Annotated in this window: 16 protein-coding genes; 7 read left to right on the forward strand and 9 right to left on the reverse strand. The window is 67.0% G+C overall.

Going from position 1 to position 24,310, the window contains the following annotated elements; all coding sequences use genetic code 11:
- The first annotated feature begins 93 nt into the window (after positions 1–93).
- Positions 94–1,938, forward strand: coding sequence for a M2 family metallopeptidase (locus H7U20_RS26380; protein WP_199762118.1), 1,845 nt, complete (start codon positions 94–96; stop codon positions 1,936–1,938).
- A 100-nt stretch (positions 1,939–2,038) separates the two neighbouring features.
- Here the strand turns inward: H7U20_RS26380 and H7U20_RS26385 are convergent, their stop codons facing one another.
- Both H7U20_RS26385 and H7U20_RS26390 read right to left on the reverse strand, forming a co-directional pair.
- A complete protein-coding gene (locus H7U20_RS26385) occupies positions 2,039–4,000 on the reverse strand; it encodes a M3 family metallopeptidase (protein WP_199762119.1) in 1,962 nt (653 codons plus the stop codon).
- A 359-nt stretch (positions 4,001–4,359) separates the two neighbouring features.
- Positions 4,360–7,083: a TonB-dependent receptor gene (locus H7U20_RS26390; RefSeq protein ID WP_199762120.1), complete on the reverse strand. Its 2,724-nt coding sequence runs from the start codon at positions 7,081–7,083 to the stop codon at positions 4,360–4,362.
- Between the two features lie 809 nt (positions 7,084–7,892).
- Here H7U20_RS26390 and H7U20_RS26395 point away from each other — a divergent pair.
- A complete protein-coding gene (locus H7U20_RS26395; protein ID WP_233411106.1) occupies positions 7,893–8,069 on the forward strand; it encodes a cyclomaltodextrinase C-terminal domain-containing protein in 177 nt (58 codons plus the stop codon).
- Here the strand turns inward: H7U20_RS26395 and H7U20_RS26400 are convergent.
- The 5 genes from H7U20_RS26400 to H7U20_RS30565 all read right to left on the reverse strand — a co-directional run bounded on the left by H7U20_RS26400 (position 7,990) and on the right by H7U20_RS30565 (position 13,591).
- Positions 7,990–9,132, reverse strand: coding sequence for an EAL domain-containing protein (locus H7U20_RS26400; RefSeq protein ID WP_199762122.1), 1,143 nt, complete (start codon positions 9,130–9,132; stop codon positions 7,990–7,992). The genes H7U20_RS26395 and H7U20_RS26400 overlap by 80 nt on opposite strands.
- A 252-nt stretch (positions 9,133–9,384) precedes the next feature.
- Positions 9,385–11,028, reverse strand: coding sequence for a methyl-accepting chemotaxis protein (locus tag H7U20_RS26405; protein ID WP_199762123.1), 1,644 nt, complete (start codon positions 11,026–11,028; stop codon positions 9,385–9,387).
- A gap of 233 nt (positions 11,029–11,261) precedes the next feature.
- Positions 11,262–11,786, reverse strand: coding sequence for a GNAT family N-acetyltransferase (locus H7U20_RS26410; protein ID WP_199762124.1), 525 nt, complete (start codon positions 11,784–11,786; stop codon positions 11,262–11,264).
- A gap of 43 nt (positions 11,787–11,829) precedes the next feature.
- Positions 11,830–13,110 carry an amidohydrolase family protein gene (locus H7U20_RS26415; protein WP_199762125.1) on the reverse strand — a complete coding sequence of 427 codons (1,281 nt, stop codon included), beginning with the start codon at positions 13,108–13,110 and terminating at the stop codon, positions 11,830–11,832.
- Between the two features lie 25 nt (positions 13,111–13,135).
- On the reverse strand, positions 13,136–13,591 hold the full coding sequence (locus tag H7U20_RS30565; protein ID WP_233411107.1) for a DUF2164 domain-containing protein: 456 nt from the start codon (positions 13,589–13,591) through the stop codon (positions 13,136–13,138).
- 134 nt (positions 13,592–13,725) lie between these two features.
- On the opposite strand from H7U20_RS30565, the gene H7U20_RS26425 reads away from it, so the two are divergent.
- From H7U20_RS26425 to H7U20_RS26440, 4 genes are all read left to right on the forward strand, one after another.
- The gene (locus tag H7U20_RS26425; protein WP_199762126.1) at positions 13,726–14,451 is read left to right on the forward strand and encodes a phasin family protein; all 726 of its coding nucleotides are present in this window, start codon (positions 13,726–13,728) and stop codon (positions 14,449–14,451) included.
- A 260-nt stretch (positions 14,452–14,711) separates the two neighbouring features.
- Positions 14,712–16,463: an ABC transporter transmembrane domain-containing protein gene (locus H7U20_RS26430; protein ID WP_199762127.1), complete on the forward strand. Its 1,752-nt coding sequence runs from the start codon at positions 14,712–14,714 to the stop codon at positions 16,461–16,463.
- A complete protein-coding gene (locus H7U20_RS26435) occupies positions 16,453–18,255 on the forward strand; it encodes an ABC transporter ATP-binding protein (RefSeq protein ID WP_199762128.1) in 1,803 nt (600 codons plus the stop codon). The genes H7U20_RS26430 and H7U20_RS26435 overlap by 11 nt, the downstream gene beginning before the upstream one ends.
- A gap of 254 nt (positions 18,256–18,509) precedes the next feature.
- On the forward strand, positions 18,510–20,582 hold the full coding sequence (locus H7U20_RS26440; RefSeq protein ID WP_370593261.1) for a GGDEF domain-containing protein: 2,073 nt from the start codon (positions 18,510–18,512) through the stop codon (positions 20,580–20,582).
- A gap of 25 nt (positions 20,583–20,607) precedes the next feature.
- Here H7U20_RS26440 and H7U20_RS26445 read toward each other — a convergent pair whose 3' ends face one another.
- Entirely contained in the window at positions 20,608–20,979 is a 372-nt protein-coding gene (locus tag H7U20_RS26445; RefSeq protein ID WP_199762129.1) for an apolipophorin, read from the reverse strand.
- Between the two features lie 159 nt (positions 20,980–21,138).
- On the opposite strand from H7U20_RS26445, the gene H7U20_RS26450 reads away from it, so the two are divergent.
- Positions 21,139–23,376, forward strand: coding sequence for a molybdopterin-dependent oxidoreductase (locus H7U20_RS26450; RefSeq protein WP_199762130.1), 2,238 nt, complete (start codon positions 21,139–21,141; stop codon positions 23,374–23,376).
- 39 nt (positions 23,377–23,415) lie between these two features.
- On the opposite strand, the gene H7U20_RS26455 is transcribed toward H7U20_RS26450, so the two are convergent.
- Positions 23,416–24,300 carry a LysR family transcriptional regulator gene (locus tag H7U20_RS26455; RefSeq protein ID WP_199762131.1) on the reverse strand — a complete coding sequence of 295 codons (885 nt, stop codon included), beginning with the start codon at positions 24,298–24,300 and terminating at the stop codon, positions 23,416–23,418.
- Between the last annotated feature and the right edge of the window lie 10 nt (positions 24,301–24,310).

Genomic DNA, 24,310 nt, shown 5'->3' on the forward strand with positions numbered 1-24,310 from the left:
CTAGGCATTTTAGCAACACGCAAGCTCTGACGGTGTATATTACTGGCCATCGAATCACCCGATTCGGTGGCCAGATCACATCAGGAGACAACAGTGTCATCAAAAATTCTTAGTGCATTGCTGGCGGCATCCGCCATAAGCGTTGCCATCAGTCCCGTCCAGGCCAGCGCGGCCGCCGTCAAAGGCAAGCCGAGCGTCGCCGAAGCCGAGCGCTTCCTCGCCGACGCCGAGCAGCGCCTCAACAAACTCAACAACGAACAAGCCCGTGGCGCCTGGGTCGGCGCCAACTTCATCACCGACGACACGGAGGCGATCAGCTCCTTCTTCGCCGAACGCTTCCTGACCGCCTCGGGCGAAGTGGCGATCGCCGCGCGCCGCTACAACGGCCTGCAACTGAAACCCGAATCGGCGCGCAAGCTCAAGCTGCTGCAACAAACGCTGGTGTTCTCCGACGCCAAGGAACGCGAGGCCTACACCACCATCCAGGCCGCCATGACCGGCGCCTACGGCAAGGGCAAGTACTGCCCGAAAAACGCCGACGGCACGCTCGGCACCTGCCTGGCGCTGGGCGAAATGGAAAAAGTGCTGGCCGAGAGCCGCGACCCGGTCAAGCTGAAGGAGATGTGGGTCGGCTGGCACGCCCAGTCGCCCGCCTACAAGGACCGCTACGCCGAGTACGTCGCCTTGTCCAACAAGGGCGCCAAGCAAATGGGCTTCGCCGACACCGGCCTGATGTGGCGCGCCCAGTACGACATGCCGCCGGAAGCCTTCGAGGCCGAGATGGAACGCCTGTGGCAGCAAGTCAAGCCGCTGTACGACTCGCTGCACACCTACACGCGCCACAAGCTGCGCCAGACCTACGGCGCGGACGTGGTGCCGGCGACCGGCCCGATCCCGGCCCACCTGTTCGGCAATATGTGGAGCCAGACCTGGGACAACCTCTACCCCATCCTCAAACCGGCCAGCGGCGCCAGCAACTACGACCTGAGCAAGGTGCTTGAAACGCGCGGCACCAGCGCCAAGGAGATGACTGCCTACGCCGAGCGTTTCTACACCTCGCTGGGCATGCAGAAGCTGCCGGAAACCTTCTGGGAGCGTTCGCTGCTGACCAAGCCGAAGGACCGCGACGTGGTTTGCCACGCCTCGGCCTGGCCGATCGACGAGAAGGACGATGTGCGCATCAAGATGTGCATCACGCCAACCGCCGAGAACTTCACCACCATCCACCACGAGCTGGGCCACATCTACTACTTTCTCGGCTACAACAAGCAGCCGCTGCTGTTCCGCACCGGCGCCAACGACGGCTTCCACGAGGCCATCGGCGACACCGTCGCCCTGTCGATCACGCCGGACTACCTGCAAAAAGTCGGCCTGATGGACGCCAACCAGGCCGACAACGGCGGCGCCGACGCCGAAGTGGGCCAGTTGCTGCGCCGCGCGCTGAGCAAGGTGGCGATCCTGCCGTTCGCCTACTCGGTCGACAAATGGCGCTGGGACGTCTACTCCGGCAAGACCAAGCCGGCCGACTACGACGCCAGCTGGTGGAAGCTGCGCGAGCAGATGATGGGCATGCAGCGGCCGGCGCCGCAGGTGGCCGGTGGCTTCGACGCCGGCGCCAAGTACCACGTCGCCGCCGATGTGCCGTATGCGCGCTACTTCCTGGCCGACATGTTGCAATTCCAGTTCCACCGCGCCCTGTGCCGCGAAGCCGGCTACACCGGCCCGCTGCACCGCTGCTCGGTGTACGGCAACGCCAAGGCCGGCGCGAAGCTGCAGGCGATGCTGGCGATGGGTGCCAGCAAGCCGTGGCCGGAGGCGCTCAAGGCGATCTCGGGCGAGGAGAAGATCGACGGCGGCGCGCTGCTCGACTACTTCGCCCCGCTGAAAACCTGGCTCGACGAACAGAACCGCCAGTTCGCCGCCGCTGAGAAGAAGTAAGCAGTAAGCAGTAAGCAGTAAGGGATGGGGGGGCGCCCGGCACGCCCCCCCCCCCCATCCGTGGCGAAGGCGGCGCGCGAGCGCGCATGCCGCAGAACATTTACTTGCCCGCGGCCTCAAGTTGCCGATACAGCATTTCCAGCTCGTCCAGCTTCTTGCTCAAGACATTGACGGCACCGTCCACCAACTCGCGCTGGCTCAACTCGCGGCCAAAAAATTCCTTGAGCAACTTGGCCGGATCGTCGTTGAAGCCGGTGCGCAGCAGTTTGCCGTGGCGCTGTTGAAAGTCAAGCGGATCGGCTTGCAGCATGTCGAACATCTTGGCGGCAATCAATCCGGAATAGAGATAGTTGACCAGGTACAGCGGATCTTGAAACATCAGGCGACGGGTGATCCAAACATGCCGCAACTCCGGGTCGATCGTCGGCCAGATTTCGTAGCGCTCCCACACTTTTGCCGTGACGGCATCGAAATCGGCCGCGTTTTTGATGCTGCCCGCAATGACACCATCGTAGAACGTTTGTTCCAGAGTTGCCTCTTGGGCCGAGCCAAAGATCTGGAACATCAAATTGCGCAATCCCGCCTCCAGGTAGAAGGCCCGCACGGCCGGGTCCTTGCTTTGTTTCGCCAGATACTCGTACATGAGGATTTCGTTGATCGCCGGATAGGCTTCGCTCATCCAATTCGGCCCTGACAAATAGAATTGCGATACGCCGGCCTCGTTCATCAGCTGACCGTGGACGGCATGGCCGCCTTCGTGGATCACCACCCGGCTGTCTCCCGTGGCGCCGCTATTGTATTTTTGGATGAACAAGCCCGAAGGAACGCCGACCGCGGAGATCGAAAAACCGTCGTTGACGCGCTTGCCGCCCTCGCTGGCGATATCCATGCGGGCGTTGACAGGATCGAGCAAGGCCTGAAAATGCGCCACGTAGTCGCGGCCCAGCGGGGCCAGGGCGGCCGGCACCATGGCACGGGTCTCGTCCAGCGTCAGACGCGGTGGCGTCAAGCCGGGCGGGGCCAGTTCCAGATCCCAGGAATGGACGTCGGAAATGCCTGAGAAACGCGAAATACGCGCCGCGCGCAGGCGCTGGAAGCGCTTCTGCAACTCGGCATGCCGAGCCACTTGTTCCAACGCTTGGTCCACGTCGGCGCGCTTCAGATGGCGATTGAAATAGACCGCCGTGGGCGCGTCGGGAAACTTGGCGAGACGGGCCGAGGTATCTTTTAACCTGACCACACCAAGCAGAATGCCGGCATACACGTCCGCACGGGATGCCAGGCCTTGCCAACGCTGCTGCCAAGCGGCACGACGAATCTCCCGGTCGGGGTTGAGCGACAGCTTGGCCGCATCCATGCCGACATCCTGGACACCGAGCTTGGTCTCGATCTTGGCGTAGGGGGTGCTGCGCTGCGCTTGTTGATAGATGGACCAGAAGGCCGACGCCGCCGGTTCCTCCATCTCGTCGAGGATGGATTGTTCGGCTTTGGGCAGTTCGTGCGCCTTGTCACGCGCCGCCTTTTCGGCGAGATACGCATACTTCCGCAACTCGGGGCGGGCCGCGACGGCACGCTCGAAGCCGTCATTTCCCAGCCTCAACAGCATCGCGCGCACCGCGTCGTCCACCTTGTCTTTTGCCCGGATGGCCTTGCCGCCGTTCACTTTTGCGGCATGGTCTTCAATATCGCGCGCGCCTTCGATCTTGAAATAGGCGATGTGGCGCCGCAAGCGCGCCATCAAGTCTTCCGCCGAACGCAAGCGCTCGACCAGCACCGCAGGGTCGGCGGACACCGCGGCGGGAAAAGCGTCGGACTCGGCCACGCATTGCGCGAGGTCGGCGGCCTGCGCCTCCGGCGTAGAAAAATAGCGGCTCAAATCGAGCGCATATGAGCGCAAGGCGGGCGCCGCCGGCATGGTCGACGCGCCAAGCCCGCCGGCCGGCGCCGAAACGCCGCAAGCCCACAGCACGGCGGCCAGGGCCAACTGCACACCGCTTTTCCTTGGCCGACGATGCGCCGGGGCAGTCTGTCCTTGCAACATGAAGTGATTCAGATTTGGCATGGGGTGATTCTCGTTTCGTGAAAGGGGCAGCCGGAACCATATGCCGACATGAAAAGCCGGCGCAATCGGCAGTCCGCGGCGCCGCTCGCCACCCTGCCCTAAAACAAGTTTTTAGAGACAGATCGATAGGCGAAACCGGGAGCTTACATGCAAGGGAGTGTGGAAGCACGGAAATTGTGACGAAAACACCCTATCTGTACGTCGGCTACGCGGTCGAACAAAAGCACTCGCTGATCCAGCGGGTCGACCACGTGCTGCTCGGCGTCGGCTACGTCAGCAAGCAGGCCGGCGCGCCGCCCCAACGAAAAAACCCCGCCACTCGCGTGACGGGGTTTTTTCGTTTCAACTACCGCAATGGCTTAGAACTTGTAGCTCGCGCCCATCAGGATGGTGCGGCCATACTTCTGGTATTCCAGCTGCTGGCTGCGCACGCCGGTGTAGGTTTCGTAGGCGCTGTTGCTCAGGTTGTTGACCTGCAGCAGCAGACCGAGGCCCTTCATGCTGCCTTCGTTGAAGGTGTAGCCGACCTGGAAGTCGACGACGTTCTCGCCGACCACGTAGCGCAGCGCGCGGTCGTTGGTGAAGTTGCCGATTTCGCCGACGAAGTCGGAACGCTTGCGCTGGCTGACGCGGGTCTCGAAGCCATCTTTTTCATAGTAGGCGGTCAGGTTGGTGACGCGCTTCGACAAGCCCGGCAGCGTGATGTTGGTGCCCAGGCTGCTGGTCGGATCGTTGATCTTGATGTCGCTGCTGCTGAAGGTGGCGCTGGCTTGCACGCCGAAGCCGCTCAGCGATTTCGACAGCAGGTCCAGCGGCATCGAACCGGACAGCTCGATCCCCTTCAAGGTGCCGCCCTGGCCGTTGTACGGGGCGGTGTAGTTGCCGATCACCTGCTTGGCGATGCTGCCCGAGGTGAAGGCCGAGAAGTCGAAGTCCTTGGCCTGGGTGAAGATGTAGCTGGTCAGCTTCTTGTAGAAACCGGCGGCGGCGAAGTAAGCCTTCTTGTCGAAGTATTTTTCATACGAGACGTCGAAGGCGTTGGCGCGCCACGGGTCCAGCTTGGCGTTGCCGCCGGTCGCGCTCGGCTTGAAGGTGGTCTTGTCGATGTCGAACTCGAAAGCCGAACGCAGCTGGTCGACACGCGGACGGGCCAGTTGCTTGGCGACGGCGAAGCGCAGGGTCTGCTGGTGGTCGAAGCCGAAGGCCAGGTTCATGCTAGGCAGCACGTCGGTGTAGCTCTTGCCTTCGTCGATGGGCTTGAACTGGCTGCCGACCGGGGCCGACTTGTCCAGGTAACGCGCTTGCGACGACTGCTCGGTGCGCTGCACCTGCACGCCGACGTTGCCGCGCAGGCTGACGTTGCCCAGTTCGGCCTCGATGTTGGCTTTGACGAAGCTGGTGCTGATCTTTTCCTTGACGTCCCAAGCCTTGGTGATCAGGTAGTCCAGATCGTCGACCGGTTTGAAGCTCATGTACTTGTTCACCACGCCGGGCACGTTCCACGCCGGGATCATGCCGACGCCGGCGAAGCCCAGGTCGACCGGAGCGTATTGCAGGTCGCTGGAGATGCTGGTCGGGTCGCCATTGAGTATGGTGTTGCCTTCCGGCTGGCGCTTCTTCTTCGAACGGTCGGTGTAGTTGAAGCCGATGTCGACGCCGGAGAAGACCTTGTCGAACATCTCGGGCACGGGCAGGCTGGCCACCAGCTTGAAGCCGGTCAACTCGTCCTCGACGTGGGGCACCTTGCCGTAGCCGGAGCCGTAGATGGTGTTGCGCACGAGCAGGCTCTTCGGATCGCTGTAGTTCAGGCCGGTGGTGATGCTCGGATAGCCGCCGGTGGCGTACTGCAGCTTGGCCGAGTCGAGGAAGGCGGAGCCGCCCAGCGGGTTGAGCTGGGTGTTGTTCTCCAGGCTCAACTCGTCGCGCTTGGCGTGCGAGTAATTGAGGTCGGCGAACAGCGACCAGTTGTCGAACTTGAAGGTGTTGCTCCAGCCGGCGGCGTGGATCTCGTCCTTGCGCTTGTTGTACATGCCGCGCACCAGCGGGTAGATGCTGGTGGCCGTGCCGCCGTTCAGCGAGCCGTCGACGACGACCGGGTTGACGTAGTTCGGGACGGGCTTGAAACCGCCGTTCCAGCCGCTCAGGTTGATTTCCAGCTGGTTGGCCGTGTCCTCGCTCTTGAACTGGGAGGCGTAGACGTCGACGATGCTGGTCCACTGCTTGGTCGGACGGTATTGCAGCACGCCCATGAAGCCGTCGCGCTTGGTGACGCCGCTCTTGGCCACGGCCTTGATGCCGTCGGCGGCGTAGGTGCCGGCCGGAAGGCCGGAACGCGCGTCGGTCTTCCACGGTTCGTACATGCCGGTCTCCTGGTCCAGCACCGGCGATTCCAGGTGGGCGAAGCCGAGCGCGATACCGATCGTGCGGTTGGCGAACTGGTCGATGTAGCTGGCGCTGAAGCGGTTGCCGGTCGACTTGGCGTTGGCGATGCTGCCCAGCGTGTTCTTCTCGCCGCGCACGTTGAACGACATGGTGCGGCCGGCGAAGGACAGCGGACGCACGGTCTGCATGTCGATGGTGCCGGACAGGCCCTGGCCGATCAGGCCGGCGTCCGGGGTTTTGTAGACGGTGACGCCGCTCATCAGCTCGGACGGGTACTGGTCGAACTCGACGCTGCGGTTGTCGCCGGTGCTGACCTGCTCGCGGCCGTTCAACAAGGTGGTCGAGAAATCGGGCGACAGGCCGCGCACGCTGATGACCTGGGCGCGGCCGGCGACGCGCTGGGCGGCCAGGCCGGGCAGGCGGGCGATGGATTCGGCGATGCTGACATCCGGCAGTTTGCCGATGTCCTCGGCGGAGATCGCCTCGACGATGGAGGTGGCGTCCTTCTTCACCGAGATGGCGTCCTCGATGCCGCGACGGATGCCGGCCACGGTGACGCGGGCCATCGGTGCGGCCTCGGCCGCCGGCGCGGTTTGCGCGTACGCGGGATTGGCCAGGGCGGCGACGAACACGGCGCAGCCTGCGGCGACCGGACTCAGTTGAAAAGCTGCGCTATTGCGCTTGTTTGCGAAAATACTCATGAAATGTCCCCTCACAACGACACCAAAATAATTCCCGCCACCATCGGCCGCTCTGCTTGCGCAGCTCGCTTCAACTACACGGGATCCAAGGAAATGCAACGCTCTACATGACGTTATGCAAGAATTTTGTACTAAAACTAGATTGTGTGTCAATCAAAGTTCAGTTTACCTACGGATTTGCTAGTGTCTGGCGAACGCCCTCCCTGAGCAAGAGCAGCATGCTCGTTGTATTCCAGCTACAGAAGAGCGATACGGGGATTGTAGTAGAACTACATAAATCAGTAAAACATTGCCTAGCACGCAATGCAATTCGGGCCGGCGACGACCCGCCATGCCAGTTCAGGCGGTGGCAAGGGGCTTTTCAAAGGGAATTTGCCAGCGAAAACAACATAATTATGTAATTTCACTAGATTTTCGTTGCAGCGGAATCCGGCATATTTTTCATAAACCACTGTTTTCACAGTACTCTTTCCGACAACAACAAAAAATGACGCTTTCACACCACAGCCGGAAGCGTCATATGTTTTGTAGTACGGCTACCAGATAATGACAAGGGAGACCCCATGAGTAACTTCCCCGCCGCCGCCCTGCTGTTGGCCTGCCACGCTCAGGCCGCGCATCGTCGACGTGGCGCGGGTGGCCAACAAGAACCACCTGTTTGATGCCCGGCCGTTCGCCAACGGCGATGCCGGATGCAGGAATACCCCGGGCTGAACCTGGTGGACGAGGAGTGGAGTCCGCACACGGCGGTGGTGGCGCACTGGCAGGCCGGCACGCACAACGCCGACGGCCACCTCTAGCACATGCCGATGATGGTGGCCTTCAAGCAGAACCAAGACGAGACGGCGCTGCCGACCGCGCGCTTCGCCGAGATGCTGGCCGGCATGGGCGCCGGCGTCGGCGTCCTCAGCGGCAAGCGCTATCCGCTGAGCGACATGCCGCGTCTGCCGCCGCGCTCGGTGCCGGTGCCGGAGTTGCAACCCTGAGCTGCCGGGCCGGGTCGCCGGCGCGGAGCAGCGCGTCCAGCGCCTCGGCCGGCATGGCGGCAGCGACCGCCTCGCCATAGGCCAGGTCGCAGCCCAGCGCCACCAGCCGGGCCAATTGCGCCGGCGTCGCCACCGGGCCGGCGCCGACCCGCCATTGCCGCGCATGGGCCAGGGCGATGGCGGCGCGCAAGGGCGCCTCGGCCTGCTCGGCGCCTGCGCCCGGCCGCGCCGCGCCGGCGCAGAAAATGCCGCCGACAGCGGCGGCGTCGAGCCACAGCGCGTCGGCGGCGAAGCGACGCAGATAATTGAACGGACCCAGGCCGCCGCTGGCGTCGCGGATGGCCACACCGATGCCGCGCCGGCGCAGCCGGTGCAGGATCGCCTCGCAGTCCTGCCGCTTGTCGATCAGCATGGCGGCGCCGACCTCCAGCTCGATGTGGCAGGCCGGCAGCCCCGCCTGGCGCAGCAGCGCGGCGCAGTCGGCCGCCAGCTCGTGCTGGTGGAACTGGCGCGCCGACAAGCGCAGCGACAGCGTCAGCGAGCAACCCTGCTCGATCCAGCGCGCGGCCTGGGCGGCGGCGCTCGCCAGTGCCCAAGCGCCGACCGGCAAGGTCTGCCCGCTTTGCTCCAGCTCGTCGATGAACTCGGCCGGCATCAACAGGCCGCGCTCGGGATGGTGCCAGCGCAGCAACGCCCTGGCGCCGACCACGCGGCCCAGCCGCAAGTCCAGCACAGGCTGGTAGCACAGCGCGAACTCCTGCCGCGCCAAGGCGCGCCTCACGCCGCAGCGCGACTGCGCACGCTCGGCGGCGGACGGGCGCGGCGCCGGCATGGCAGCGGCGGCGGCGGTGGCGGTGTGGCGCGCCAGGTCGCCGCATTGCGGCACCTGATCCGGCACCTGATCCGGCACCTGATCCGGCAACGGCAACGGCGCCGGATCGGCCGGCCGCCCGACGTAGGCACGCCGTCTCAGCAACCAGCACAGCACAGACCAGCGGGCCGCCGCGACGAGCATCAGCGCGGCGATGGCGATGGCGGGATTGATCAAGGCGGCGAGTCGCATGCTTCCCTTTCATCCTGACAAGCCGCCACGCGGTGACGTCGACGGGGATCAAGGGACCCGGGCAGGAGCAAGCATGGTAGCCGATAGCTCGGCCGTCGCCGCTGTGTTCACTCAGCAGTTTGTGAGCGCTCAACGATGCCGCATCGGCGCGCGAATCGACCACAGCGGCGTTGAACTTCGGCGCAGACAAGCGGTCGAACACGCAAATCTCCACGGCGGGGCCGCCGGCGCCGACGCCGGCAGCCCCGCCGCTCAGGCCCGTGCCAGCGCCTTCAAGGGCCGCGCCGCCGCATGGCCGTGCAGCGCTATCGCAGCGCCGCCGTCGCGGTCGTGCAGCTTGAAGATGCTGACCGCCTCGGCCAGGCTGGCGGCCTGCTGCTGCAAGGCGTCGGCGGCCGCCGCCGCCTGCTCGACCAGCGCGGCGTTCTGCTGGGTCACGCTGTCCATCTGGCTGATGGCGATGCTGATCTGTTCGATGCCGTCGCGCTGCTCGCCGCTGGCGATGGAAATCTCGCCGATGATGGCGGTGACCCGCTGCACGCTGCTGACCACCTCGTCCATCGTCTGCCCGGCCTGGCCGACCAGCCGGCTGCCGGCCTCGACCCGCTGCACCGAATCGCCGATCAGTTCCTTGATCTCCTTGGCGGCGGCGGCCGAACGCTGCGCCAGGTTGCGCACCTCGGAGGCGACCACCGCGAAGCCCCTGCCCTGCTCGCCGGCACGGGCCGCCTCCACCGCCGCGTTGAGCGCCAGAATGTTGGTCTGGAAGGCGATGCCGTCGATGACGCTGATGATGTCGACGATCTTGCGCGAGGACTCGTTGATCGAGCCCATCGTCTGCACCATCTGGCCGACCGCCTCGCCGCCGCGCAGCGCGACGCTGGAGGCGGTGTCGGCCAGCTTGCAGGCCTGCTCGGCGTTCTCGTTGTTCTGCTTGACGGTGGTGGTCAGCTCGATCATCGAGGCGGCGGTCTCCTCCAGCGAGCTGGCCTGCTGCTCGGTGCGCGAGGACAGGTCCAGGTTGCCGCTGGCGATCTCGATGGTGGCGGTGGCGATGGTGTCGGTGCCGTGGCGGACCCGGCCGACGATATCGGCCAGGTTGCCCTGCATGAGTTTGAGGGCGCGCAGCAGGTCGCCGATCTCGTCGCGGCCGCTCGCCTTGACCTCGCTGCGCAGGTCGCCGGCGGCCACCGTCTGCGCCATGCCCACCGCCGCGCTCAACGGCACGGTGATGCTGCGGATCAACCAGACCACCGTCACCGCGCCGACCACCAGGGTCAGCAGCACGGTGATCAGCATGGTGCCGGTCGCCTTGCGGTACTCGGCGGCGTTGGCCGCGCCCATCTCCACGGTGACGCGGCGCGATTCCTTGTTGATGAAGGTGACGATGTCGTCGATTTTCTTGGTCGGCTCGCGGTCCATGCCCTTGACCAGGTTATCGACCACGTGGGCGCTCTCGGGGTTGGCGCTGTCGTAGCGTTTGAGCGCCTCCATGTACTTGCTCATCAGCGCGCCCTGGGTCTGCAACGCCTCGTCCACCAGCGGCGTGCTCAACTGCAGCTTGGCCAGGATGGCGGCCAGCTTCTGCAACTCGCCGCGGGTGTTCTCGCCGGTCTTGACGAAGGCCTTCGAGTATTTGTCGAAGTTGGCCGGGTCGTTGCCGCGCAACAGGGTGTTCTTCCACTCCTGCACCTGGATCTTGAATTCGACCTGGGCGCCGCGCGCCGTGTCGACGGCGTCGCCGAGCAGGTCGGTGCGCTCCATGGCGGCGGCGCTGCGCGCGTTGCTGTTGCTCAGCGCGTTCCAGCCGCCGGCGGCGACGACCATCAGGGCGGCGAAAAAGAAGCCGCCCAGCAGCCCCAGACGCACGCCGATTTTAAGATTGGCGAGTTGCATGACATCCCCTTGTTCCAGCATTCATTCGAGAAAAAAATGCGGTCAGAACTGTCCGCTGCGCGTTCTGGGGCGGCGGTCGAACCGGGCTTTGTGCATGCGTCTTTTGGGCACCGTAGGGGCGCGACAGGACAAAGCGATGAAAAACAACGACTTGAGAAACATCATGCGCTTGCGGACAAAAAAAGTCAGCAATTTCCGCACGGAAATCTATCCAATTCCCACCTAAGCAACATTCAGGCCGACAGGCCGCCGAATTCCACGCGATACAGATTGGTCGGCCGTTGTTCCGCGCCCAAGATGGGCGTTTCGACCAGCGCCAGGCCGAGCTTTTGCAGCAGCCGGTTGGAGACGACATTGTCCGGATCGGTGATGCCGAGCAGGCGCTTCAGGCCGACCCGGTCGCGGCCGTAGGCCAGCACGGCGGCGGCCGCCTCGTAGGCGTAGCCATGGCCCCACCAGGCCGGCCGGATGGCGTAGCCGATGTCGACGTCGGGCAGGGTGTCGCGCTTGATCAGGCCGCACATGCCGATCGCCGCGCCGCCCTCCCTCAGTTCGATCACATACATCGAGTGGCCCAGCTCGCGCTGCATGGCGCAGGGCACCTGCTCGATGTAGGCGCGCGACTGCTCCAAGGTGTGCAGGTTGCGGTCGCCGATGTAGCGCAGCCAGCTGGGGTCGTTGACCAGTTCCAGGTAGAAGGCGGCGTCGTCCACTTCGATGGTGCGCAAGGTCAGTCGTTCGGTGTCGAGTATGTGCATGGATACAGGGCGGCGAGTAAGGGGAAATAAGGGGGAAGGCGGCTCAATCGGCGCGCCGCAGGCGGAAGTCGACCTGTGGCGGCCGGCCCGGCAGGCTCAGCGTGGCGGCCGCGCGCGGCGCCTCGCTGACCACCCGGCCACGGCGCAGCACCAGGCGGCGCGCGGCGCGCAGGCGGATCGCCTCGACCGGATCGGCGGCGTCGAGCAGCACCAGGTCGGCGTGGCAGCCGACGGCGACGCCGTAGCCGTCCAGGCCGAGGATGCGGGCCGGCGTCGTCGTCACGGCCGCGAAGCAGTCGAGCATGGCCTGCTGGCCGGTCATCTGCGCCACGTGCAGACCCATCTGCGCCACCTCCAGCATGTCGCCCGAACCCAGGCTGTACCAGGGGTCCATCACGCAGTCGTGGCCGAAGGCGACGTCGATGCCGGCGGCCAGCAGCTCGGGCACGCGGGTCATGCCGCGCCGCTTCGGATAGGTGTCGTGGCGGCCCTGCAGGGTGATGTTGATGAGCGGATTGGCCACCGCCGCCACGCCGGCCTCGCGGATCAGCGGCAGCAGCTTGCTGACGTAGTAGTTGTCCATCGAATGCATCGACGTCAGGTGCGAGCCGGTGACGCGGCCGTGCAGGCCCAGCCGGTTGCTGTGGTAGGCCAGGGTCTCGATGTGGCGCGACAGCGGGTCGTCCGACTCGTCGCAGTGCATGTCGACGCGCAGTCCCCGCTCGGCGGCGAACTCGCACAGGATGCGCACCGACTCGGCGCCCTCGGCCATGGTCCGTTCGAAGTGCGGAATGCCGCCGACCACCTCGACGCCCATGTCGATGGCGCGCCGCAGATTGGCCAGCGCGCCCGGGCTGCGCAGCAGGCCGTCCTGCGGGAAGGCCACCAGTTGCAGGTCCAGATAGGGGGCGACCCGGCGCTTGACTTCAAGCAGGGCCTCGACGGCCAGCAGGCGGTCGTCGCAGATGTCGACATGCGAGCGGATCGCCAGCAGGCCGCGCGCCACCGCCCAGTCGCAGTACTGCAAGGCGCGGCCGATCAGCGCGTCCTGGCTCAACTGGGGCTTCAACTCGCCCCACAGCGCGATGCCTTCGAGCAGGGTGCCGGACTGGTTGACGCGCGGCAGGCCGTAGCTCAGCGTGGCATCCATGTGGAAGTGGGCGTCGACGAACGGCGCCGTGACCAGGTCGCCGGCGGCGTCGATCTCGCGCCCGCCGCGCACCGGCAGCGCGACGCCGATGGCGGCGATGCGGCCGTCGGCGATGGCGATGTCGAGGCCGCAGCGGCCGTCCGCCAGGTTGGCGTTGCGAATGACTACATCCATCCCAGGCTCTCCAGTGATCGCTCGGCTACTTTTTCCAGTAGGCGAATTCGGTTTCGTAACAGACTGTTTCGACTTCGGCGATCTTGTCCTGCATCGCGGCTTGCGCATCGAGAATGGCTTGATTGTAGACAGAAGGACCAATTTCGCGCAAACAATAATCGAGCAGCAGCTTGGCCTTCAGTTCGCCGACCTCCTCGTCGAGATTGGCGGCGCAATAGCGTTGGATCGAGCCGAGCAGGCGTTGTTCGACTTCTTTTTTGAGTTTGATGGACATGGTTACTCTATTTGTCAGGGTAATGTTGTTGGGCTTCATGTTGCGGCGCATTAATTCAACGATGATTCCGGCGGCAACTATCGTCGCATGGCGACAACATTTGCCGCCGTCCATCCCGCCGCGCAAGGGACTGTGCCACGGCCGAGCAAGGCTTGCAAGCGAGAATCGAGTGCCTGGCATGGCACAAAAAATAACTTTCCAAGGCATTCAATCGCCGCTAGAATGAGTTTATTGCAGCGCATCATAAAGATACTTCGCCCGCATTTGGCCGCCATGGCCGTCATCGCCTCAAGGCGCTGAATGTGGCGCCAGCCAGCATTTTAATCGTCTTAGGAGAAACCATGTTTTCGATCACCGAACAGTTTTCCGCAGCCACGAAATCGCAGTTGGAAGCCCAGCTCAACCTCCTCAACAACTTCGCCAGCAAGGCCGTCGAAAGCGCCGAGAAGGTCATCGCCCTGAATCTCAGCACCACCAAGGCGACGGTGGAAAAATCCTCCAGCGCCGCGCAACAGCTGCTGACCGCCAAGGATGGCCAGGAGTTCTTTCGCCTGAGCGCCAGCCAAACCCCCAGCCTGGACAATCTGCTGGCCTACAGCCGCCAGTTGTTCAGCATCGCCTCGGACGCCCAGGCGATCCTGCTGCAAAGCGCCGGCCAGCAAATCAGACAAACCCCGCCGGTGCTGCCGAGCGGCGCGCTGACCGCGCCCGCCGCCGCGCCGACTGCCACGGCCGAAGCGAAGTTCGACGCACAGGCCGCGCCGGCGCCGGAAGCCAAGGCCGAGGTGAAGACCGAGGTGAAAGCCGAAGCCCAGGTCGAGGCCAAGCCGGAAGTGAGGGTCGAGGCGGCAGCCAAAGCCGAACCCAAGCTGGAAGACAACTTGGACCAGGACAACGAAGAGGACAACGAAGAGGACGACTACGAGGAAGCGCAGCCGAAACTCGCCGCCGCCAAGCCAGCCGCCCCGGTGCTGAGCGACGCCAAACCGGCCGCCCCGGCGGTCAGCGACGCCAAGCCGGCCGCCTTGGCCAAGAGCGCCGCCAAGCCGGCCGCCGGCAAGAAGTAGGCGCGTCCGCGCCCGCGGCTCGACCAACCCCAAGGGCATGAATCTGGGGTCGGACCCGGCGGGTCCGACCCCGGCTCTCGTCCTTGGGGTTCGCCGGTCCCACGCCTTGGCCGAGCGCCGCCAAGCCGCCGCCAATGACAAAAAAGCAAACGGGCCTCGGCCCGTTTTGCGTTTTTACGCGATGTGTGCGCTTGTTGTATCCTAGCGAACTTCACGCCCGCCGCAACCGCGCCGGCAGGCATCGTTTGCGAGGATATGCCATGAGTCTTTCCCGGCTGGTTATCGGCTTCGTGCGCCAACACAGCCGAGCCTACCTGCTGGCCGGCGCCATGCTGGCCGGCGTCGCCGCGCTCAGCGTCTGGGTGCCGCGCAAGGTCGGCGCCATGATCGACGGCCTGGCCGCGCACCGCCTCGGCGCCGACGCCCTGCTGCTCGACCTCGGCACATTGCTGCTGATCGGCGTCGCCATCTACCTGCTGCGCGTCGGCTGGCGCCAGACCCTGTTCGCCGCCGCCTACCAGCTCGGCGTGTCGCTGCGCACCCGGCTGTACGAACGGCTGGCGCGGCAAGGTCCCGGCTTCTACCAGCGCCAGCGCACCGGCGACCTGATGGCGCTGGCCACCAACGACATCGACGCCATCGAAATGGCCGCCGGCGAGGCGATGCTGGCCGGCTTCGACGGCACCCTGACCCTGCTGATGGTGCTCGGCGTCATGCTGCTCGGCGTCGACTGGCGCCTGGCGCTGATCGCCCTGCTGCCCTTCCCGCTGATGGGCCTGGCCTTCTGGCGCATCTCCAGCCACATCCACACCGCCTCGACCGATTCGCTGAAGCGCTTCAGCGCCCTCAACGACCACGTGCAGGAAACCCTGGCCGGCGTGCGCACCCTGCGCGCGCTCGGCCTGGAGCAGCGCAGCGGCGCCCAGTTCGCCGAGCTGGCCGGCCACGCCTCCAAGGCCAGCCTGACCGCGCAGGTGTGGGAAGCGGCCTACGAGCCGGCCGTCGGCCTGACCCTGACCGCCGCCAGCGCGCTGACGCTGGGCCTGGGCGGCTATCTGGTCTGGCAGGAACAGCTGACCATCGGCGCGCTGACCAGCTTCACCATGTACCTGGGCCAGCTGATCTGGCCGATGTTCGCCGCCGGCTGGGTGCTGTCGCTGATCGAACGCGGCCGCGCCGCCTGGGCGCGTCTGCAACCGATGCTGGAGATGCCGCTGGCCATCGACGACCACGGCACGCTGGAACAACTGGCGCCCGGCGCCATCGAACTGCGCGCGCTGGACTACCGCTACCCCGGCCAGGGCGTGGCGGCGCTGAGCGACATCACGCTGACGCTGCGGCCGGGCCAGACCCTGGGCCTGGTCGGCCCCACCGGCAGCGGCAAGTCGACCCTGCTGCGCCTGCTGCTGCGCCAGTTGACGCCGCAGTCCGGCCAACTGCTGTGGAGCGGCGCCGCGCTGGCCGACTACCGCCTAGCGACGCTGCGCGCGGCGATCAGCTGGGTGCCGCAGGAATCCTTCCTGTTCTCCGCCAGCATCGCCGAAAACATCGCCCTGGCGCGGCCCGCCGCCAGCCAGGCCGAGATCGAGCGCGCCGCCGACCTGGCGGCGATCCACGACGACATCCTGCTCTTCCCGCAGGGCTACCGGACCGCCGTCGGCGAGCGCGGCATCACCCTGTCCGGCGGCCAGCGCCAGCGCGTGGCGATCGCCCGCGCCCTGCTGGCCGACAACGACCTGCTGCTGCTCGACGACGCCCTGTCGGCGGTCGACACCGGCACCGAGACGCAGATCCTGCGCCACCTCGAACAACTGCGCCAGGCCCGCCCGGGGCGCAGCGCCATCATCGCCAGCCATCGCCTCAGCGCGGTGGTCGGCGCCGACCTGATCGTCGTGCTGCGCGAGGGCCGCGTCAGCGAAAGCGGCAGCCACGAAGCGCTGCTGGCGCGGGACGGCTGGTACGCCAGCCAGTGGCGCTACCAACAACTGGAGGCCAGCCTGAATGCTGACTAAACCCGACGAAACCTCGCCGCGCCGGCAAACCCGGCAGGCCTTCGACCTGCTGCGCCAAGCCGCCCGGCCCGACCTGCGCCACCTCTACTGGGCCTTGCTGTGGCTGGTGCTGGCGGCCGCGCTGGAAGTCACCGGCCCGATCATGGGCAAGGCGCTGATCGACCAGCACCTGCTGCCGCGCCAGCTCGACTGGCCGCGCATGGCGCTGCTGTTGGGCGGCCTGCTGCTCAGCGGCTGGATCGCCAGCGGCCTGCGCTACCTGCAACTGGTGCGCCTGTCCGGCCTGGCCATGCGCTCGGTGCAGCGCCTGCGCGAGCAGGTCTACAACCACGTGCTGCGCCTGCCGATGGCCTTCTTCGACCGCGCCATCACCGGCCAGCTGGTGTCGCGCGTGACCAACGACACCGAGGCCGTCAAGACGCTGTACGTGCAGGTGCTGTTCGCCATGCTCGACAGCTCCATCGTGCTGGTCGGCACGGTCTGCGCGATGGCCTGGCTGGACTGGCATTTGATGGTCATCGTGCTGGCCCTGCTGCCGGCGGTGCTGGCCATCGTCTGGCTGTACCAGCGCCTCAGCGCGCCGGCGGTGACCCGCGCCCGCGCCCTGCGCAGCGACATCAACGGCCAGATGGCCGAGTCGATCGGCGGCATGAGCGTGCTCCAGGCCAGCAACGCCGAGGCCCGCTTCGCCGCCCGCTTCGCCGCCACCAACGGCCAGCACTACCAGGCCCGCATGGCCGAGCTGCGCGCCAACGCCTGGCTGCTGCGGCCGGCGCTGGACATGCTCAACATCGTCTTGCTGGCGGCGGTGATCTTCGCCTTCGGCCAGCGCGACATGACCGCCACCGAGGTCGGCGTGCTGTACGCCTTCATCAGCTACATCGCCCGCGTGATCGAGCCGCTGATCCAGATCACCATGCAATTCAGCCAGCTGCAGCAGTCGGTGGTGGCCAGCGCCCGCGTCGCCGCCCTGCTCGACGAGCCCGGCGCCGCCGAGCACCTGGCCGGCCGCGCCGCGCCGCTCAACCCCGGCGCCGCCCGGCCGGGCGCCGACGCCGGCCTGCCGGCGGTGGCCATCCGCCACCTCGACTTCGCCTACCAGGAGGGCCATCCGGTGCTGCACGACCTGTCGCTGGAGATCGCCCAGGGCGACTTCTGCGGCATCGTCGGCCACACCGGCAGCGGCAAGTCGACCCTGCTGTCGCTGCTGCTGCGCTTCTATCCGGTGCCGGCCGGCGCCATCACCCTGCACGGCATGGCGCTGGCCGACATCGCCAACGAACGCTTCCGCGCCGACGTCGGCCTGGTGCCGCAAGACCCCTTCCTGCTGGCCGCCTCGGCGCGCGAGAACATCGACATGGGCCGCGGCCTGGGCCAGGCCGAGATCGAGACGGCGGCCCGCGCCGCCCACGCCCACGACTTCATCGCCGCCCTCGAACAGGGTTACGACACGCCGCTCGGCGAGGGCGGCTCGCGCCTGTCGGTCGGCCAGAAGCAGCTGATCGCCATCGCCCGCGCGCTGGCCGGCCGGCCGCGCATCCTGCTGCTCGACGAGGCCACCTCGCACATCGACAGCCAGACCGAGCAGATCGTCCAGACCGCCCTCGACGAGCTGCGCGGCCGCGTCACCATCATCGCCATCGCCCACCGCCTGTCGACGATACGCGCGGCCGACCGCATCATCGTGCTCAACCACGGCCGCATCGCCGAGTCGGGCGGCCACGAGCAGCTGATGCGCATCGACGGCGGCCTGTACCAGCGGCTTTACCTGCTGCAGCAACTGGCGGCTTGAAAGCTTGTGGCGCCGGCCGCGCGGCCGGCGCACAAGATTATCGCGCCGTCCACATAGTTGTTAAAAAATATAATTTATATCGACTTTTTTGTGGAAAAAAAACCGCCCCGGAGGGATTTCTCGCCTGCAACAAGAATATAATTGTCTAGACACTTTGCGCAAAATTTGTGCAGTGCGGGACAAGGGGCGGCGCATTGGCAGGCATACGGGATTCTTCGGTATCACTAGGACTGCGTCGGCTGGCGGCGGCATGCGTGCTGCTGCCGGCGCTGGTGTGCGCGCAGTCGGCGGTCGAGACGCAACTGCTTGAGATCCGCGAGCAGAGCCGCTACGCGCCGGACCAGGCGCTGGCCCGCCTGCTCAAGCTGCAGGGCGAGGCGCCGAACGAGACGGCCGCCACCCGCGCCGAGCTGCTCAGCCAGCTAAGCATCGCCCGCATGCGCCTGGGCCAGAACGAGGCCGCCATGCCGCTGGCCGACGAGGTCATCGCCTTCGGCCGGCAGCAACGCAACGACGCCATCCTGGCCAAGGGCCTGCTGTCGAAGGCCTATGTGCTGTTCGCCATGAACGACGTCAAGGCGGCCCGGTTGCTGGCCTTCGAGTCCGACCGGCTGGCGCAGGCCGGCGACGACGTGCCGCTGCGCGTGCTGACCCGGCTCGCCGCCGGCCAGGCCTTCGCCGAGCAGGGCAACTTCCCGGCCGCGCTGGCCAAGATGCAGAAGGCGGTCGACCTGGCGCGCCCGCTCGACGACCTGGTGCCGCTGGCCGCCGCGCTCAACGCCCTGGCGCGGCTGTACAACCAGATGAAGGAGTACGACAAGGGCTTCGCCGTGCTCGACGAGCTGGTCGTGGTGGCCGCCAAGCTGCAATCGCCCAGCCGCCTGGCCACCGCCAAGAGCACCGAGTACGGCCTGGCGATCGACTCGCACCAGACCAAGCGCGCCCTGCGCGCGCTGCAGGACGGCCTGGCGCTGGAACGCAAGCTGGGCGCCCAGCGCATGATCGCCGTCACCCTGGTCAACCTGTCGGACAACTACCTGAAGGAGCGCGACTACCCGCGCGCCCTGCAATTCGCCAACGAGTCGCTGCAGGTCTCGCGCCAGAGCAAGGACTCGGCCACCGAAGCCACCGCCCTGATCAACATCGGCCAGTCCCACCTGGGCATGGGCCGGGTGGCCGACGGCAAGCGCAGCTTCGAGGCCGGCCTGGCCTTCTACGAGCGGGCCAACAACCAGCCCGAGCTGCAGATGGTGCTGATCGAATACGGCATGGCGCTCGAAAACGTCGGCGACCTGCGCGGCGCCGTCGAGGCCTACCACCGCGAACGCGGCATCTCCAACCAGTTGTTCGAGCGCGAGCGCCAGCAGGCCGTGCTCGAACTGCAGGAGAAGTACGAGACGGAGAAGAAGCAGCGCCAGATCGAACTGCTGAGCCGCGAGAACCAGGTCAAGGGCGCCGAGCTGGACAACCGCCGCCTGCAGCAGCGCGTCTGGTGGCTGCTGGCGGTGGTGTTCGCGCTGGCCGCCGTGATCGTCGGCCTGTTGTACCGCAAGGTGCGCAACGCCAACGCCCAGCTGGAGGTGAAGAACCTGGAGCTGAAGGCGCAGAGCGCGCTCGACCCACTGACCTCGCTGTACAACCGGCGCCACTTCCAGGACTTCATGCGCAGCCAGCACCTGCCGGCGGCGCACCAGCCGGAGCTGCGCAACGCCCACGGCGACGACATCGTCGGCGCCCTGTTCCTGCTCGACGTCGACCACTTCAAGCACGTCAACGACACCTACGGCCACGCCGCCGGCGACGCCGTGCTGAAGATGATCGCCGAGCACCTGCGCATCGCCCTGCGCGAGACCGACATGATCGTGCGCTGGGGCGGCGAGGAGTTCCTCGCCTTCCTGCCGGCCATCCCGCGGCACGGCATCGACGAGGTGGCGCGCCGCATCCTGAGCAACATCTCGGCCCAGGCCATCGTCTACCAGGAGCGCGCCATCTCGGTCAACGTCTCGATCGGCTTCGCCCCCTTCCCGCTGGTGCCGGGCGCCGACGGCGCCCCGCTGTCGTGGGAGCGCGCCGTCAATCTGGTCGACATGGCGCTGTACCTGGCCAAGGCGCACGGCCGCAACCGCGCCTACGGCGTGCGCGGCTTCCACAACTTCGAGAAAACCTCGATGGAGGCCGTCGAGCAGGACCTGGAGAGCGCCTGGCGCGCCGGTTATGTCGACATGAACGTGGTGCTCGGCGCCGCGCCGGACAGCGCGCCGGCCGACAAGCCGGCGCCGGACGAGGCGGCGGCGCCGACGGCGGCGCTGCACACCGCCACCGTCTGAGCCCGGCCGAGTTGGCCGACTTGGCCTACTTGTCCGCGGCGTCCTTGCCGCGCGCGTCCTGGGCCTTGGTCTGCAGCTTCTCGCCGGCCTGTTCGAGCTTCTTGCCGGCCGCCTCGGTGGCCTTGTTGATCTCCTCGCCGGCGGCGCCGGTGGCCTTGTTGATCTTGTCGCTGGTCTCCTTGGCGGCGTCCTGGATCTGCTGGTTGGCCTGCTTGGCCGCCTCGGTCAACTCATGGCCGGCCTTGTCGGTGGCCTGGTCGAGCTTGCGGCCGGCCTGCTCGGCCGGACCGGCGCCCACCGTGTCCTCCTTCTTCTGGCAACCGGCCAGGGTGGCCAGGCCGAGGGCCAGGGTGACGGCCAGGGCCGCCGGTAAAAACGCTTGTTGAACGATGCGCATGGTGTTCTCCTATGGGTTGGCACGACGATAACTTTCCATCCACAGCATACACCGCCGCCGCCCGCAACAACCGCACGGCAAGACGGAAAATGTCGATTGACAGCGGCCGGGCGAGTCCCGACAATAGAACGAGCGTTCACTTTCTGATAAGGCCAGGCCATGACCCAGCACACCGTCGCCGCCAGCAGCACCGCGCAGCGCATCTGCCCCTTCTGCGAGGCCGCCTGCGGCCTGACCATCGAACATGACGGCGCGCGGGTGCTGCGGGTGCGCGGCGACGAGGCCGACGTCTTCAGCGCCGGCTTCCTCTGCCCCAAGGCGGTCGCGTTGAAGGAGCTGCACGAGGACGGCGACCGCCTGCGTACCCCGCTGATCAAGCGCGACGGCGTGTTCGTCGAGGCCAGCTGGGAGCAGGCCTACGCCGAGATCGAACGGCGCCTGCTGCCCATCATCGCGCGCGACGGCGCCGACGCCGTCGCCACCGTGCTGGGCAACCCGGTGTCGCACAAGATGGGCCTGTCGCTGGCCTTTCCCCGCCTGGCGCGCGCGCTCGGCACGCGCAATATGTACTCGGCCTCCAGCGTCGACCAGGTGCCGAAGATGCTGTCGGTCGGCCTGATGTTCGGCACTTGGTTGTCGGTGCCGGTGCCGGACATCGAACGCTGCGACTTCCTGCTGATCCTCGGCGCCAATCCGATGGTCTCGAACGGCAGCCTGTGGACGGTGCCCGACTATCGCGGCAAGGCCAAGGCCCTGCGCGCGCGCGGCGGCCGGATCGTCGTGGTCGACCCGCGCCGCACCGAGACGGCGCAGGCGGCCGACGCCCACCACTTCATCCGCCCCGGCGCCGACGTGTTCTTCCTGCTCGGCCTGGCCCACACGCTGTGCGACGAGGGCCTGCTGCGGCCCGGCCGCCTGGCCGGGCATCTGGCCGGGCTCGACGAGCTGCGCGCCGCCCTGCTGCCCTACGCGCCGGAGAAAATGGCGGCGCGCTGCGGCATCGCCGCCACCACCATGCGTGAGCTGGCGCGCACGCTGGCCGGCACCGAGCGGGCCGCCGTGTACGGCCGCATCGGCACCTGCACCCAGCAGTACGGCACCTTGTGCTCGTGGCTGATCGACGTCGTCAACATCCTCAGCGGCCATCTCGACACCGAGGGCGGCGCCATGTTCCCGCGCGCCGCCGCCTTCGCCGCCAACACGCGCGGCAAGCCCGGCGTCGGCCGTGGCGTGGTCAGCGGGCGCTATCGCAGCCGCGTTTCGGGCGCGCCCGAGGTGGCCGGCGAACTGCCGCTGACCTGCCTGTCCGAGGAGATCGACACGCCCGGCCCCGGCCAGGTCAAGGCGCTGATCGCCATCGCCGCCAACCCGGTGCTGTCGGCGCCCAACGGCGCCCGCCTGGCCGCCGCGCTCGACGGCCTCGACTTCATGCTCAGCCTCGACATCTACCTGAACGAAACCTCGCGCCACGCCGACGTCATCCTGCCCGGCGTGTCGCCGCTGGAGGACGGCCACTACGACGTCAGCTTCACCCAGTTCTCGCACCGCAACCACGCCCGCTACAGCGCGCCCGTGCTGGCGCGCCCGGCCGGCCAGCCCGACGAGTGGGACAGCATGCTGCGCCTGACCGCCATCGTCCAGGGCCACGGCTGGCAGGCCGACATCGAGGCGCTCGACCAGGCCGCGCTGGAACAGGAGCTCGACAAGACGGCCGGCGCCGCCGCGCCGCAAGTGCTGGCCGCGCTGGCGCCACTGCGCGGCATCGAGCGGGTGCTCGACCTGGGCCTGCGCGGCGGCCCCTACGGCGACCAGTTCGGCGCCAAGCCGGGCGGCCTGACGCTGGCCAAAATCAAGGCGGCGCCGTCCGGCATCGACCTGGGCGCGCTGACGCCGCGCATCCCCGAACTGCTGCGCACACCGTCGGGCAAGATCGAACTGGCGCCGGCCGTGCTGCTGGCCGACCTGGCCCGCGTCGCCGCCGACCTGGCCGCGCCTGCGCCGGTGCCGCCGCTGGTCATCATCGGGCGCCGCCAGCTGCGCTCGAACAACAGCTGGATGCACAACCTCCCGGTGCTGGCCAAGGGCGCCTTCCGCTGCACCGCACTACTGCATCCGGACGACGCGCGGCGCCTCGGCCTGGCCGACGGCGCGCGCGCCGAGATCAGCAACGGCGCGCGGCGCATCGAAGCGCAGGTCGAACTGAGCGAGGAGATGATGCCCGGCGTGGTCAGCCTGCCGCACGGCTGGGGCCACGACCTGCCCGGCGCGAAGCTGGGCGTGGCCGCCGAGCGGCCCGGCGCCAACCTCAATGCCCTGCTCGACGAGACGCTGCGCGACCCGCTGTCGGGCAACGCCGTGCTGTCCGGCGTGGCGGTGCAGATGCGGCCTTGCGCCTGAGTTGACGCGCTGGGGATGCGATCCGGGCGGCGCTGCGGTTCAGTCCTGCGCCACCACCGACGCGCCGCCATTCCCGCTCAGCGTCAACATGATTTCATTGGCCAGGCATTCGGCCGCCGGCGAGCTGTTTTTCCGGCCCTTGATCAGCACGATCTCCAGCGGCGTGATGGGCGCAAAACCCTCCGCCTTGCCCAGCCGGACCAGGTGCGGCGGCGCGCTGCACTCGGCCAGCGCGGCCACCGCCAGGCCGGCGTCGACCATGGCCAGGATGCCGAGCAGGCTGGGGCTGCTGTAGGTGGCGCAGTACGGCCGGCCCATTTTCTCCAACGCCGCCAAGGCATGCTCACGCGCGACGCAGCCCTGCTCGTACAGCGCGACGGGCAGCGGCGTCTTGTGCCACACGGCGTGGCGCGGCGAGCCGACCCACACCATCGGCTCGGGCCGGATAAACTGGCCGTCCAAACCGGCGCCGCGCGTGACGAAGGCCAAATCGATCGCGCCCTTGCGCAGCATCGGTTGCAGCAACACGCTTTGCAGGCAGACCAGCTCGATCTCCACCTGGCCGAACATCCTGGCGAAGCGCTCCAGTATCGGCGGCAGCAACGACGACACGTAGTCGTCCGGCGCGCCCAGCACCACGCGGCCGACCACCGCCTGCTTGCGCAGCGCGGCCAGCGCCTCGTGCTCCAGCCGCAGCAACTGGCGCGCATGGGCGAGCAAGGTGTCGCCGGCGCGGGTCAGTGCGATGCGCCGGGTGTGCCGCTCGAACAGCGGCTGCCCCACCGCCGCCTCCAGCTTCATGATCTGCATGCTGACCGCCGCCTGCGAGCGGTGCACGGCTTCGGCCGCGCCGATGAAGCTGAGACGTTCGGCCGCCGCGACAAAGGTACGCAACTGGCCAAGGTTGAGTTCGGGATTTTCCATGATTCGCTTA

The sequence above is a fragment of the Rugamonas violacea genome, assembly GCF_016461825.1.
Classification (GTDB): domain Bacteria; phylum Pseudomonadota; class Gammaproteobacteria; order Burkholderiales; family Burkholderiaceae_D; genus Rugamonas.